The sequence below is a fragment of the Microbacterium sp. genome, assembly GCF_039812165.1.
GTDB lineage: Bacteria > Actinomycetota > Actinomycetes > Actinomycetales > Microbacteriaceae > Microbacterium.
Genome location: NZ_JBDIAB010000014.1, coordinates 1 through 13,832, shown reverse-complemented (window position 1 = coordinate 13,832; position 13,832 = coordinate 1). Strand labels below are relative to the sequence as shown.

Annotated in this window: 11 protein-coding genes and 1 tRNA gene; 2 read left to right on the top strand and 10 right to left on the bottom strand. The window is 71.7% G+C overall.

Annotation, left to right across the window (positions count from 1 at the left end; translation table 11 throughout):
• Positions 1–48: 48 nt before the first annotated feature.
• The 10 genes from nusG to gabT all read right to left on the bottom strand — a co-directional run bounded on the left by nusG (position 49) and on the right by gabT (position 10,593).
• A complete protein-coding gene (nusG, locus tag WML84_RS02680) occupies positions 49–1,125 on the bottom strand; it encodes a transcription termination/antitermination protein NusG (RefSeq protein WP_347344604.1) in 1,077 nt (358 codons plus the stop codon).
• 66 nt (positions 1,126–1,191) lie between these two features.
• Complete coding sequence (secE, locus tag WML84_RS02675) at positions 1,192–1,467, bottom strand: preprotein translocase subunit SecE (RefSeq protein ID WP_347344603.1); 276 nt, start codon at positions 1,465–1,467, stop codon at positions 1,192–1,194.
• 45 nt (positions 1,468–1,512) lie between these two features.
• Positions 1,513–1,585 (bottom strand) — tRNA-Trp (locus WML84_RS02670).
• Between the two features lie 258 nt (positions 1,586–1,843).
• Positions 1,844–2,293: a pyridoxamine 5'-phosphate oxidase family protein gene (locus WML84_RS02665; protein ID WP_347344602.1), complete on the bottom strand. Its 450-nt coding sequence runs from the start codon at positions 2,291–2,293 to the stop codon at positions 1,844–1,846.
• Between the two features lie 191 nt (positions 2,294–2,484).
• A complete protein-coding gene (locus WML84_RS02660) occupies positions 2,485–3,852 on the bottom strand; it encodes an NAD-dependent succinate-semialdehyde dehydrogenase (RefSeq protein WP_347344601.1) in 1,368 nt (455 codons plus the stop codon).
• A 22-nt stretch (positions 3,853–3,874) separates the two neighbouring features.
• Positions 3,875–5,338, bottom strand: a complete 1,464-nt coding sequence (locus tag WML84_RS02655) for an NAD-dependent succinate-semialdehyde dehydrogenase (RefSeq protein ID WP_347344600.1) — start codon at positions 5,336–5,338, stop codon at positions 3,875–3,877.
• 10 nt (positions 5,339–5,348) lie between these two features.
• The gene (locus WML84_RS02650; protein WP_347344599.1) at positions 5,349–6,902 is read right to left on the bottom strand and encodes an APC family permease; all 1,554 of its coding nucleotides are present in this window, start codon (positions 6,900–6,902) and stop codon (positions 5,349–5,351) included.
• Entirely contained in the window at positions 6,899–7,816 is a 918-nt protein-coding gene (locus tag WML84_RS02645; RefSeq protein ID WP_347344598.1) for a universal stress protein, read from the bottom strand. The genes WML84_RS02650 and WML84_RS02645 overlap by 4 nt, the downstream gene beginning before the upstream one ends.
• Positions 7,813–9,171 carry an NAD(P)/FAD-dependent oxidoreductase gene (locus WML84_RS02640; protein WP_347344597.1) on the bottom strand — a complete coding sequence of 453 codons (1,359 nt, stop codon included), beginning with the start codon at positions 9,169–9,171 and terminating at the stop codon, positions 7,813–7,815. Before WML84_RS02640 ends, WML84_RS02645 begins: the two co-directional genes overlap by 4 nt.
• 63 nt (positions 9,172–9,234) lie before the next feature.
• The gene (gene gabT, locus WML84_RS02635; protein WP_347344596.1) at positions 9,235–10,593 is read right to left on the bottom strand and encodes a 4-aminobutyrate--2-oxoglutarate transaminase; all 1,359 of its coding nucleotides are present in this window, start codon (positions 10,591–10,593) and stop codon (positions 9,235–9,237) included.
• A 115-nt stretch (positions 10,594–10,708) separates the two neighbouring features.
• Here gabT and WML84_RS02630 point away from each other — a divergent pair, with 115 nt between their 5' ends.
• The gene (locus WML84_RS02630) at positions 10,709–12,250 is read left to right on the top strand and encodes a PucR family transcriptional regulator (RefSeq protein ID WP_347344595.1); all 1,542 of its coding nucleotides are present in this window, start codon (positions 10,709–10,711) and stop codon (positions 12,248–12,250) included.
• Positions 12,251–12,408: 158 nt separating this feature from the next.
• Positions 12,409–13,832: DUF222 domain-containing protein (locus tag WML84_RS02625; protein WP_347344594.1), on the top strand; the 1,424-nt coding region annotated here is incomplete at its 3' end.

Genomic DNA, 13,832 nt, shown 5'->3' with positions numbered 1-13,832 from the left:
CGGGGCGTTCGCGAAGCGGATGCCGGGACCGCGGGCCCGGCGGGGCCGCTAGAGCTTGGTGACCTGGTCGAACGACAGCTCGACCGGCGTCTCGCGCTCGAACAGCGAGACGAGCACGGTGAGCTTGCCGCTCTCGGGCTTGATCTCGCTGATCGTGCCGGGAAGACCCGCGAACGAGCCCTCCTTGATCGTGATGGTCTCGCCGATCTCGAAGTCGACCTCGGCCGGGATCGCACGGGCCTGCGTGGCGGAGCCCTTGGTCGCACCCGCCTTGGCCGGGGCGACCTCCTTGACCTCGACGAGCGACTTCAGCATGTTGAAGGCCTCTTCGAAGCGCAGCGGGGTCGGGTTGTGGGCGTTGCCGACGAAGCCCGTGACACCCGGCGTGTGGCGCACGACCGACCAGGTGTCCTCGTTGAGCTCCATGCGCACGAGCACGTAGCCGGGGATCCGGACGCGGTTGACCATCTTCCGCTGACCGTTCTTGATCTCGACGACGTCCTCCATCGGGACCTCGATCTGGTAGATGTCCTCCTCGACCTCGAGCGTCGACTTGCGCTGCTCGATGTTGGCCTTCACCTTGCGCTCGAAGCCCGCGTACGAGTGGATGACGTACCACTTGCCCGGAAGCGAGCGCAGCTCGGCGCGGAACGCGTCGTAGGGGTCCTCGTCGGTGCCCTCGACCGCGGCCACGACGCCGGCGGCGGCCTCGAAGTCGGAGAGGAAGTCGCTGTCGAGCACGGGCTCGTCCGGCTCGCCGTTGACGTCGGGGCCGTCGTAGGGCGCGACCTCGTCGGCGTCGTGGGCGGCGCGCGCGGCCTCCTCCTCGGCGAGCGAGTCGGTCAGCACCTCGGCGGCGGCCTCGGCCTCGTCCGCGTGGTCGATGTTCAGGGCGTCGTTCACGATCGCGTCTGCCTCCGGGTCGTCGATGTCGATGTCGTCCAGGTCGGAGTCACCGGTGTCGTCGTCGCCGTCCTCGTCCACGACGTGCAGGGCGACGTGCTCCGCGGCGTCGACCGAGTGCTCCTGCTGGGCGAGGATGTTGCCCTCCTGGGCCTCGTCGTCCTCGCTGGACTGCTCCGCTGCGGTCGCCCAGTCGACGTCGTCGAGGTGTCTTTCAGTCACTTGCGTTCTCTCCATTGCTGCGGATGCCGTGCGAAACCCCCGGCATCCGTACCAAAAATCGTGGACTCAGGGGGTTGCGCCGGCCGGGACGCCGAAGACGAGGGTCGTGACCCAGACGAACAGCACGTCGAGGCCGTACACGATCGCCATCATCACCAGGACGAACCCGAGCACCACGGCGGTGAACTTCAGGAGCTCCTGCCGCGTCGGGGTGACGACCTTGCGGAGCTCGGCGAAGACCTGGCGGATGAACAGGGCGATCCGCTGGAAGACGTTCGGCTTCTTCTCGCGGACGGCGCCGCTCGCCGCGACGATCTCGCCGTTCGGCTCGTCTTGCACCATCAAACCACCTGTATGACCTTCCGTGTGCCAGCTTCGGCTGACGCGCAGGGCGGACAGGAATCGAACCTGCAACCTGCGGTTTTGGAGACCGCTGCTCTGCCAATTGAGCTACCGCCCTAGAGACCCGGAGGTCTCGCGGAGTCCGCACTCCTGCCCTGCTCGTTGATGAGGGGTCCCGATCCGCGGGCACGGCAAAAGATTGCAGACTTGTACTGCATCCCCCAGTCTACGTCATGCCGTCCGAGCCCGCGAACCCGGCCGGCGCATCCCACCGCACTCCCAGCGACCGCCCGCTGTCGCAGGCGCGACGCACCGCGCTCGCGCACGGCGATCCGCCCGCGGCGCGGTGACTCGCGGGGCCTCCACGCGGGTCGGCTCAGTACTGCTGGATGCCGTAGCGGTCGGGCTCCTCGGCGCGACGGAACGCCCGCCCGGAGAGCTTCGTCGGCACGACGCGCACGTAGTTGTACTTGAGCGTCGGGATCCACGGCCGCAGCGGCAGCCGATCGGCGGCCTGCACCTCGTCGGAGGTCTCCAGGCGGTGCGCGTGGCCGCGCACCACGACGCTCCACGCGTCGGCGTCGGTGTGGGCGTCGACCTCGAAGAGCACCTCGGAGTTGACCGTCAGCTCGAACAGCTTGCTCCCCTCCGCGGTGCGGAACAGGAGCGTGCGGTCGTCGACGACGTAGTTGACCGGGAAGATGTCGAGCACGTCCCCGACGCGGGTCACGAGCCGGCCGAGCTCCTCGCCGGCCAGGCGGTCCCAGCATTCCTGCTCGGTGAGTGCGACGACGACCTCGTCGGCGATACGGTGTGCCTCGTCCATGACTCCATCCTCGCCCACTCCGGGCGCGGTGTCACGGGGCCCGGCGCGATCCGCGGCCGCCCTGCGCGATCGGTGCGACGCCGGACCGCGTCGGCCGGCGCGCTCCGTGGTCGGCGCGTCTCCCGCGCGCGGACGCGGTCGACGGCCGCGAGCGGGATCGCCCACGGCCGTCGATCGCTCCGGACCGGCGCTCAGGCGCCGATGCGGATGAGCTTCTTGTTGACGAACTCGTCGGCGGCGAGCAGCCCCATCTCGCGCGAGGTGCCGCTGCGCTTGACGCCGCCGAAGGGGAGCGCCGGCTCGTCGGCGAGCACGATGTTGACGTAGACCATGCCGGCGTCGATCCGGTCGGCGATGCGGCCCGCCTGCTCGTCGTCGGTCGTGTAGACGTACGAGCCGAGCCCGAAGCTCGTGGCGTTGGCCACGTCCACCGCCTCGTCCTCGTCGGCCACGCGGTAGACGACGCCCACGGGGCCGAAGAACTCCTCGCGGTACGCGTCCATGTCGGGCGTGACGCCGGTGAGCACCGTGCCGGGGTAGTAGGCGCCGTCGCGCACGCCGCCGGTGACGAGCGTCGCGCCCTGGGCCACCGCGCGGTCGACCTGCTCGGCGAGGCGTTCCGCCGCGGCGAGCGACGAGAGCGGGCCGAGCACGGTGTCGTCGGCGAACGGGTCGCCCACCTTCGCCTCCGCCATCGCGGCGGCGAACTTCTCCACGAACGCGTCGTACAGCCCGTCGGCGACGAGGAAGCGCTTGGGGGCGTTGCAGGCCTGGCCGTTGTTGTCCAGGCGCGCCTCCACCGCCGCGGCGACCGTCGCGTCGAGGTCGTCGGTCGACAGCACGATGAACGGGTCGGAGCCGCCGAGCTCGAGCGCGACCTTCTTGAGGTTGCGGCCCGCGTTCTCTGCGACCGCGGCGCCCGCGCGCTCCGAGCCGGTCACCGACACGCCCTGCACGCGCGGGTCGGCGACGATGGTCGCGGCCTGCTCGTTCGAGATGTAGAGGTTGACGTAGGCGCCCTCGGGGAAGCCGGCGTCCCGGTAGATCGTCTCGATCGCGGCCGCCGACTCCGGGCACTGCGGCGCGTGCTTGAGGAGGATCGTGTTGCCGATCGCGAGGTTCGGGGCCGAGAACCGCGCCACCTGGTAGTACGGGAAGTTCCACGGCATGATGCCCAGCAGCGCGCCCAGCGGCGAGCGGCGGATGACGGCGGGACCGTCGCCGCCGATCGTCAGCGGGGTGTCGCCGGTGATCTCGTCGATGTGGTCGGCGTAGTACTCGGTGATGTCGGCCGCGAAGTCGACCTCGGCGTACGCGGCGGCGAGCGTCTTGCCCATCTCGCGCACGATGATCGCGGCGAGGTCGTCGCGGCGCTCGCGGTGCAGCTCGGCGGCGCGGCGCAGCAGCGCAGCGCGCTCGGCGGGCGTCGACGACCTGCCCCACCCGCGGTAGGCGGCGTCGGCGGCCGCGACGGCGGCCTCGACCTCGGCGTCCGTGGCCTCCGGGTAGGTGGCGAGCGTCTCGCCGGTGGCCGGGTTCACGACGGCATACGTGCTCATGTGATGCTCCGATCCCTCCGCGTCACTGCGCGGGGATGAGGGTGTACTTGGTGGACAGGAATTCGTGGATGCCCTCGAGGCCGCCCTCGCGGCCCACGCCGGACTGCTTGATGCCGCCGAACGGCGCCGCCGCGTTGGAGACCACGCCGACGTTGAGGCCCATCATGCCGGTGGCGAGCCGATCGATCATGCGGTGGCCCCGCGCGAGGTCCTGCGTGAAGACGTACGAGACGAGCCCGTACTCGGTGTCGTTGGCCAGGCGCACAGCCTCATCCTCGTCGGCGAACGTCGCGATCGCCAGCACCGGCCCGAAGATCTCCTCGCGGAGGATCGCGCTCCCCGGCGCGACGCCGGAGACCACGGTCGGCCGGTAGAACGTGCCGGTCCCCTCGACCGCCTCGCCGCCGGTGAGCACCGTCGCGCCGCGGTCCGCGGCATCCCGCACCAGCTCGTCGGCCTTCGCCACCGCGTCGGCGTCGATGAGCGGGCCGATCTGCACGCCCTCCTCGGTGCCGCGGCCGACCTTCATCGCCGCGACGCGCTCGGTGACGCGGCGGGCGAACTCGTCGGCGACGGACTCGTGCACGATGAACCGGTTCGCGGCCGTGCACGCCTGCCCGATGTTGCGGAACTTCGCGAGCAGGGCGCCCTCCACCGCCTTGTCGAGGTCGGCGTCGTCGAACACGACGAACGGCGCGTTGCCGCCGAGCTCCATCGACACGCGCAGCACGCCCTCGGCGGCCTGCGCGATGAGCTTGCGGCCGACCTCGGTCGAGCCGGTGAACGACAGCTTGCGCAGGCGCGGGTCGGCGATGATCGGACCCGACAGCCGACCCGACGACGACGTGGGCACGACGTTGACGACGCCCGCGGGAAGGCCCGCCTCGACCAGCAGCTTCGTGAAGAAGAGCGTCGTCAGCGGGGTGAGCGCCGGCGGCTTGATCACGACGGTGCAGCCGGCCGCCAGGGCCGGGGCGATCTTGCGCGTGGCCATCGCGAACGGGAAGTTCCACGGCGTGATGAAGAACGACGGGCCGACCGGACGCTGCGAGACGACCATGTGGCCGGTCCCCTCGGGATTCAGCCCGTAGCGTCCGGCGATGCGCACCGCCTCCTCGCTGAACCAGCGCAGGAACTCGCCGCCGTAGCCGACCTCGCCGCGCGCCTCGGCGAGGGGCTTGCCCATCTCGAGGGTCATCAGGAGCGCGAGGTCCTCCTTGTGCTCCTGCACCAGGTCGAACGCGCGGCGCAGGATGTCGCTCCGCGTGCGGGGCGCGGTCGCCGCCCATTCGTCCTGCGCGGCGACGGCCGCGTCGAGGGCGCGGATGCCGTCCTCGGGGGTCGCGTCGGCGATCTCGGCGAGCGTCTCGCCCGTCGACGGGTCGGCGACGGCGAAGGTGCGTCCGCCCGTGGCATCCCCCCACTCGCCGCCGATGAACAGCTGCCGCGGCACGTCCGCCAGCAGGGTCTTCTCTGCATCTGACATCGTCTGACTCCTAACGTCGACGGAGACTCGAGGGGGCGTCGATCGACAGCGTCTCGCCCCGGAAGAAGGCGGGCCGCTTGACGGCCTGCCAGATCATGACCGCGACACCCACCAGGATCACCGTGACGCCCAGGACGAACACGAGGCCCACACCGGCGACGTTGGAGCCGCTGCCGTAGTCGGGGTCCATCGAGTCGACCAGCGTCGTCACGAACAGGATGGCCAGGATGACCCCGCCCACGAGCGGGAACAGGAGGGTGAAGAAGAACGACCGCACCGAGTCGAACCACTGCTTGCGGAAGTACCACACGCACGCGAACGCGGTCAGCCCGTAGTAGAAGCAGATCATCATGCCCAGGGCCGTGATCGTGTCCCACAGGACGTCCTCGGAGAGGAACCGCATGACCGCGTAGAAGGCGGATGCCACGACCGCCGACACGATCGTCGCGTACCCGGGAGTGAAGAAGCGCGGGCTGACCTGCGCGAACTTCGACGGCAGCGCCCCGTAGTGGCCCATCGCGAGGAGCGTGCGCGCCGGCGAGACGAACGTCGACTGCAGCGACGACGCGGAGCTCGTGAGCACGGCGAGCGAGACGAGGAAGGCGAGCGGACCGAGGATCGGGCCGGACAGGTGGAAGAAGACGTTCTCCTGGATGGCCTCGTTGCCCAGGCCCAGCGCGCCGTCGCCGACACCCGCGAACATGATCATGGCGATCGCGAGCAGCAGGTAGAGGCTCACGATCGTGAGGACCGTGACGGTCGCGGCGCGTCCGGGCGTCTTCTCGGGGTCCTTCGTCTCCTCGTTCATCGTCAGGGTGACGTCCCAGCCCCAGAAGATGAAGATCGACAGCGACAGGCCCGCGGCGAACGCGCCGAACGAGCTCACCGCGAACGGGTTGAACCACGACCAGTCGAACGGCGTGGGATCGAACCCGCCGCCCGACGAGGCCTGCACGATCGCGCTCCCCGCGAAGAAGAGCAGCACGAGCACCTGGAAGCTCACCAGGAAGTACTGCAGCTTCTGCGTGGTCTGCATGTCGCGGTACGAGATCGTCGTCGCGCCGAGCATGAACAGCAGGCACACCGCGATGTTGATCCACGTCTCGTGCGCGAGCGAGGCGATCGACTCGTTTCCGGTGAGCTGCGCGATCAGCAGGAACAGGAACTCGACGGCGATGCCGGCGAGGTTCGAGAGCACCAGGATCGTCGCCGAGACGAGGCCCCAGCCGGCCATCCAGCCGATCCAAGGGCCGAAGGCGCGCGACGCCCACGTGAACGACGTGCCCGAGTCGGGCATGGCGCGGTTGAGCTCGCGATAGCCGAAGGCGACCAGCAGCATCGGGATGAAGCCCACGAGGATGATCGCCGGCACCTGCAGGCCCACCACGGAGGCGGTCGGGCCGACCGCGGCGGTGAACGTGTAGGCGGGGGCGATGCACGAGATGCCGATGACGACGGCGCCGATGAGGCCCACCGTGCCGGCGCTCAGGCCCTTCTTGGACAGCTCTCCGGCGTGCTCGCCGGTCGTCGGCGCCAGCGGCGCCTCGGCGTGGTGATCGGTCATGCCTGCTTCCCTCCCTCGTCGTCGCCGCGGACGCCGTCGCGCACGCGGGCTCGCGGCACGACGACCATCGGCACCGGGAGCGCGCGCATCATGCGCGCCGCCGTGGAGCCGAGGAACAGCCGTCGCGGCTGCGCGAGGCGGCTGGAGCCCACGAGCGCGAGCTCGCCCGGCATCCACTCCAGGGCCGCCACGGCCTCTTCGATGCCGTCGCCGCGTGCGACCTCGGCGGTGGTCTCGACGCCCGGGCTCTCGGCACGCAGGGCGTCCTGCGCGGTGGCGAGCACGTCGTCGGCGTGCGCGGCGCCCGCGAGGCGGATGACCCCGGTGTCGACGGTGGCCGGCAGGTCGACCGTCACGAGCGAGACGAGCCGCAGGCTCGCGCCGGTCGCGGCCGCGAGCGCGACCGCCTCGTCGAGGAGGTCGCCGGCGCCGGGGCGGGTGCCGACGGCGACCGTGAGGCGCGGGATGCCGTCGATCTCGTGCTTGCGCGTGCCCCGCGGCGCCAGGACCACCGGCACGTCGGAGGTGTGCAGGAGCTCGTTCGCGGTGGTGCCGAGCCGGTAGCGGCCGCGGCCGGCGCCGTTGGCCGTGCCCACGACGATGTACGCGGCGTCGAGCTCGTCGGCCACCGCGATGAGCCCCTCGCCCACCGACTCGGCGAACCGGACGTGCGGCGTGCGCGAGACCTCTTCGGGGACGCGCTCGCCGGCCTCGGCGAGCCAACGACCCGCCTGCTCCTCGAGGTAGCCGTCGTACGCGGCATCGGGCGGCGTGACGACGCTGCGGCTGTCGGCCGGCAGGATCACGACCGTGTGCAGCTCGGACCCGGTCGCCCGGGCGAGCCGACTGCCGAGGGCGAGGGCATCCCGCCCCGCCTTCGTCGCGGTGTAGCCGACGACGACGCGGCTCGTCATGCGCGGGCCTCGTCCACGATCTGCGAGGCCGCGAGGTGCCCCATGCGGATCGCGCCGTCGACGTGCTGGTAGCCGGCGCCGGCCATGTCGCTGCACGCGAAGCGGATCGGCCCGACCGGGCTGCGGAGGTCCGCCCCGTAGCGGTGCAGGCCGCCGAGGTCGAAGCTGGCGGCGTAGGCGCCCCGGGTCCACTCCTCGGCGCCCCAGTCGCTCTCGTAGTAGACGACCGGGTTCTTGGCCTCGGGGCCGTAGTAGTGCGACAGGGACTCGAGGATGCGCTCCTTGCGCTCCTCGGCCGAGATGCGGAACACGTCGTCGGCGAGCCGGTCGGACACGAAGCCGACCAGGGTGCCGCGCTCGTCGCCGTGGTTGCTGTTGTCGTACGCCTCGTGCGACAGCTCGTAGGGGCTGAACGCGGTGCCCGACAGGCCCTGCTCGCGCCAGAACGGACGGTCGTAGACCGCATGCACCTTGATGACGAAGCCCATCGACAGGTGCTGGTGCATCTGGTGCTGCAGGCGCGGCAGCGCGGGCACGAACGAGATGCGGTTGTACAGCACCGGTGCGAGCGCGACGATCGCGTGCCGTGCCCGTACCGTCATGCCGTCGGCGATCGCCGTGACGCCGTCGTCGCCCCACTCGAGCGTGCGCACCGGCTGGCCGAGGAACACGTCGTCGCCGAGACGCTCGGCCAGGAGCAGCGGAACCTGCTGCAGGCCGCCGACGACGCGCTTGTCGAGGATGAAGTCGGCGTCGACGAGGTGGGTGAAGCTGCCCGCGCTCGCGGCCATGAGGAGCGCCTGCAGCGCAGAGAACGCGTGCGGGGGCTTGGTGAGCATCGCGCCGGCGATGAACAGGGCGATGTTGTCGATCGCCTCCTGATCGTCGGTCTGGCGGTGCAGCCACTCCTCGAACGAGACGGTGTCGAGCTCTTCGGCGTCGGGGGTGGTCCACGGCTCGTCGGGGTCGACCTGGGCGACGAGCGCGTCGAGCTTGTCGATGAGCTCGACCATGACCTTCTCGGTCTCGGCCTTGACCGGGAAGATGTCGCCCGTGAAGCGCGTGAGCACGCCGTCGGGGCCGATGTAGACGCTGTCGCCCTCGCGGTAGCGCGAGAAGGTCTCCAGGCCCAGGTCGGCGATCGTGTCGATGAGCGCGTCCTGGTCGGGCGAGACCCACTGTCCGCCGATCTCGAGCATCGCGCCGTCGATCACGTCGGTCCACAGGCGTCCGCCCGCGCGGTCCCGCGCCTCCAGCACGGCGACCGACAGGCCGGCCTTCTTCAGGTCGTTCGCGGCGGTGAGACCCGCCACTCCCGCACCGATCACGACGACGTCGCGGCTGATCTCTCCCACTGTTCGCTCCTTCGCTCAGCTGTGTGTGTGCTCGTTCGTGCCGTTCCCGCGGCCGCGGTCGGGCTAGCCCGCGTTCGCGAGGGCGGATGCCACGACGTCCAGGCCCTCGTGGAGCAGGTCGTCGCCGATCGCCAGCGGCGGCAGGAAGCGGATGACGTTCCCGTACGTGCCGCACGTCAGCACGATCACGCCTTCGGCGATCGCCGCCTTCGCCACGGCCCCTGCGAGCGCCGCGTCGGGCGCCTTCGTGACCGGGTCGACGAACTCGGCGGCCACCATGGCACCGAGACCGCGGACGTCGCCGATGCGCGGGTCCTGCTCCTGCAGCGCCGTCAGGCGCCCCTTGAGGATCGACTCGACCTGCTGCGCGCGCTCGACGAAGCCCTCGTTCTCGAACGCGTCGATGGCGGCGAGCGCCGCCGCGCACGCGATCGGGTTGCCGCCGTAGGTGCCGCCGAGGCCGCCGGAGTGCGTCGAGTCCATGATCTCGGCGCGACCGGTCACGGCCGCGAGCGGCAGGCCGCCGGCGATGCCCTTGGCGGTCGTGATGAGGTCGGGCACGATGCCGAAGCGCTCGCACGCGAACAGGGCCCCGGTGCGGGCGAAGCCGGTCTGGATCTCGTCGGCGATGAAGACGACGCCGTTCGCGCGGCACCAGTCGACGATCGCGTTGAGGAACCCGTCGGCGGGCACGATGAAGCCGCCCTCGCCCTGGATGGGCTCGATGAGGACCGCGGCGAGGTTCTCGGCGCCGATCTGCTTCTCGATGACCGAGATGGCCTTGGCCGCGGCATCCTCCCCGGAGAGGCCGTCGCGGAACGGGTACGACAGCGGCGCGCGGTACACCTCGGGGGCGAACGGGCCGAAGCCGCTCTTGTAGGGCATCGACTTCGCGGTCAGCGCCATCGTGAGGTTGGTGCGGCCGTGGTAGCCGTGGTCGAAGGCGACGACCGCCTGCCGGCCGGTGTGCTTGCGCGCGATCTTGACCGCGTTCTCGACGGCCTCGGCGCCGGAGTTGAACAGCGCGCTCTTCTTGGCGAAGTCGCCGGGCGTGAGGCGGTTGAGCGCCTCGGCGACGGCGACGTAGGACTCGTACGGCGACACCATGAAGCACGTGTGGGTGAACTGGGCGGCCTGGGTCTGCACCGCGGCGACCACCGCGGGGTGCGCGTTGCCGAGCGTGGTGACCGCGATGCCCGAGCCGAGGTCGATGAGCGAGTTGCCGTCCGCGTCGACGACGACGCCGCCGCCGGCGGCCACGGCCTCGATGGGAGCGGTGTGCCCGACGCCGGCGGCCACGGCCGCCGCCTTCCGGTCGAGGAGCTCTTGCGAGCGGGGGCCAGGGATGCTCGTGACGAGACGGCGCTCCTGCGCCAGGGTGGGTCCGCCCAGGGGTGTCGTAGCGATGTCGATGGCACTCATGGTGGCGAGCGTATGTCGCCCGCGGCGCCGACGCCACTGGCCGCGGGGTACATTGTGATCAGCTCGCTATACGCCGCGTACAACCATGGTCGGTCGGTCGGCGGGAGGAGACGACATGGACGACACCGCGCCCACGCTGCGCGCCCTGCTCGCGCGACGCGACCTGAGCCTGCGGCTCGACGGCGACGAGGCCGAGCTCGCCGAGGGCGCCCTCGACCGCCCGATCCGCTGGGTGCACGGCACCGACCTGCTCGATCCGACGCCGTTCCTGTCGGAGGGGCTCGTGCTGCTGACGACCGGCACGCAGTTCGCCGGCGTCGCGGAACGCGGCGAGGCGACCGTGTTCGACGACTACGTGCGGCGTCTGTCGGCGCGGGGCGTCGTCGGCCTGGGGTTCGGGACGGAGGTCGTGCGCGCCGGCATCCCGTCGGGACTGGCCACGGCGTGCGCGCGCGAGCGGATGCCGCTTTTCGAGGTGCCGTACCGCACGCCGTTCATCGCCGTGGCCAGGGCCAACGCCGAGGCCATCGCCGCGCAGGCCTATGCGCGGCGCGGCTGGTCGCTCGCGGCGCAGCGGGCGATCTCGCTCGCCGCGCTCCGGCCCGACGGCCTCGGTGCGACCCTCGCCGAGCTCGCGCGCCAGCTGTCGACGTGGGTCGGCCTGTTCGACGCGTCGGGGGTGCTGACGCGCGAGCACCCGCGCGGCGCGCTCGCCGACGAGGTGGCGGCCGAGCTCGCCGGCGAGGCCGGCACGCTCCTGCGCCGCGGCGCCCGCGCGGGGTCGTCGCTGCGCATCGGCGACACCCCCTTCACGCTCCAGACCCTCGGGCGCGGCGGACACCTGCGCGGCGTCGTCGCGATCGCCGCCGGCGAGCTCGACCAGGAGGGCCGCGGCGTCGTGACCGCCGTGATCGCGATGGCCGGCCTCGCCCTCGAGCAGAACCAGAACCTCAGCCACGCCCGCGGCCTCCTCCGATCGGGGCTCGTGCAGTCGCTCCTCACCGGCGACCCCGGCCTGGCGCTCCGCGTCGCCCGGGACCTCTGGGGCGGCCTCCCCGCGGCGCCGATCGTGGTCGGAGTGCTGGACGAGGCGTCCTCCCGCGTCGACGCGCTCTCGGAATGGCTCGAGCTGCGCGCCGGCGAGACCCACGGCGCCGTGTTCCACGGGCGCGGCGACGAGGGCGTGGTCGTCGTCTGCACGGCATCCGACGACGCGCTCTTCGCCGAGCTCGCGCAGCGGTTCGACGCGCGCGCGGGCGTCTCCTCCCCCGCCGGCTACGGCGAGTTCGCCCCCGCCCACGCCCAGGCGGTGACCGCGCTCGGACGCGGGGGCGACGCCGTGACCAGGTTCGAGCGGATCGCGGCATCCGGCATGCTGTCGGCGCTCGACACCGGCGACGCGCGCGCCCTGGCCCGCACGCTCCTCGCCCCGCTGCACGAGCACGACGCGGCGCACGACGGCGAGCTGGAGGCCACGCTCCGCGCGTGGCTCGGCGGCGACGCCCGCATCGACGCCGCGGCGACGACGCTCGGCGTGCACCGCCACACGGTGCGCGCGCGCATCGTCCACGCCGAGCGCCTGCTCGGCCTCGACCTGTCGTCGTTCTCCGCGCGCGCCGAGCTGTGGGCGGCGCTCGTGGCGACCGACCCGCGCTGACGCAGGGACGGGACCGGCCGCGTGTGCCGCGGCCCGGAGGCCGGGCTCGGGCTCGCGGCGGCGGCGCTGACGGCGCAGTGTCCATTGCGTCCGGGGTGCCATTCCCCACGATGTCGTATTTTCATACGAATGTCTGAGGTAAATGAGATACTCTTGATATGGATATCCTGACGTTGATCGGCGAACGGGTCAAGCGGCTCGCGGCGTTCGCCGAGCTGACTGTCTCGACCCCTGAGCTGCCCTCGTCGGTGGTCGGCCTGAGCGACGCCTCGGTGATCGAGGTGGCCAGGGAGCTGGCCGGCATCGCCGGCGACGTCGCCCGTCTGCAGACGCTGATCGCCGGCGTCGCGGCGCATCGGTCACGACGCGAGGACGGGCACTCCGGGCTGGCGGCGACCCAGGGGCACGCGACGCCGGCCTCGTGGATCCAGGCGATCACCGGTGGGACGAAGGCCGACGCCACCCGCCAGGTGCGCGTGGGAGTGGCGCTGCTGGAGGACGTCCTCGCCGCGGACGGCGAGACGACGTATCGTAACGACCCGGTCAGCTCCGACGCGCCGACTCCCTCGCCGGTGTGGCACACGGCGCTGCGCGACGACCTGATGGGCGGCCGGCTCACGACCGTGCAGCACGACGTGATCCGCCGCGGGCTGGGCGAGCCGCGCGACGAGACGCCCACGGCGACGGAGGTGTGGGCGGTCGCCGCCGCGCAGCTCATCGCGGAGGCGAGCACCGTGACCGCCGAGGAGCTCGCCGTGCGAGCCCGGGCGATGCGCGACGCCCTCGACCCGGTGGGCGCCGAGGAGCGGTTCGCGCGCCGTTACGAGAACCGGTCGTTCCGGATGTGGATCGACCGGGACGGACAGCACCGCGGCAGCCTCGCCTTCGACGACGAGGCAGCCCTCTGGGTGCGCTCCATCCGCGATGCGGCGCTGCGCCCGCGACGCGGCGGCCCCCGCTTCATGACCGACGACGAGCGCGCTCGCGCCACCGACCTCCGCGACGACCCGCGCAGCAACGAGCAGCTGGAGTACGACCTGCTCATGTCCACGCTCCGCGCCGGCGCGCTCGCCGAGGCGAAGGACGTGTTCGGAGCGCGTCAAGCCGGCGTCCGCATGATCGTCGTGAAGGACGCCGCGGCCGATGGCGTCGGCCCGCGCGACGCGTTCGGGCGCCTGCTCGCCGTCGGCTACGCGGAGGACGGCGGCCATGCGCTGCCCGGCTCCGTCATCGACCGTCGGCTCTGCACGACCGGAGTGTCGGACGTGACGCTCGACTCGCGCGGCAACCCGCTCGACGTGGGCCGTGAACAGCGCCTCTTCACCCCGAGACAAGGCATCGCCCTCGCCGTGCGCGACGGGGGCTGCATGTGGCCCGGTTGCTCGGTCCCGGCGTCGTACTGCGAGTCGCACCACATCGACCACTACGCCGAGGGAGGCGGCACCGACATCGATCGCGGCATCCTGCTCTGCAGATTTCATCATCTGCTGCTCCACAATCGCGGGTGGCGGATCCGACGCGACGGCACGCACGCGTTCGTGCTGCATCCGCCGCCCGGCGAAGGCGAACCGATCATCCTCCG

Bases quoted from the DNA above. Each gene is read 5' to 3' on its own strand.
- WML84_RS02645 (WP_347344598.1), bottom strand. From the start codon at position 7,816: ATGACGAGCCGCGTCGTCGTCGGCTACACCGCGACGAAGGCGGGGCGG.
- secE (WP_347344603.1), bottom strand. From the start codon at position 1,467: ATGGTGCAAGACGAGCCGAACGGCGAGATCGTCGCGGCGAGCGGCGCC.
- gabT (WP_347344596.1), bottom strand. From the start codon at position 10,593: ATGAGTGCCATCGACATCGCTACGACACCCCTGGGCGGACCCACCCTG.
- WML84_RS02655 (WP_347344600.1), bottom strand. From the start codon at position 5,338: ATGTCAGATGCAGAGAAGACCCTGCTGGCGGACGTGCCGCGGCAGCTG.
- WML84_RS02660 (WP_347344601.1), bottom strand. From the start codon at position 3,852: ATGAGCACGTATGCCGTCGTGAACCCGGCCACCGGCGAGACGCTCGCC.
- WML84_RS02665 (WP_347344602.1), bottom strand. From the start codon at position 2,293: ATGGACGAGGCACACCGTATCGCCGACGAGGTCGTCGTCGCACTCACC.
- WML84_RS02630 (WP_347344595.1), top strand. From the start codon at position 10,709: ATGGACGACACCGCGCCCACGCTGCGCGCCCTGCTCGCGCGACGCGAC.
- WML84_RS02650 (WP_347344599.1), bottom strand. From the start codon at position 6,902: ATGACCGATCACCACGCCGAGGCGCCGCTGGCGCCGACGACCGGCGAG.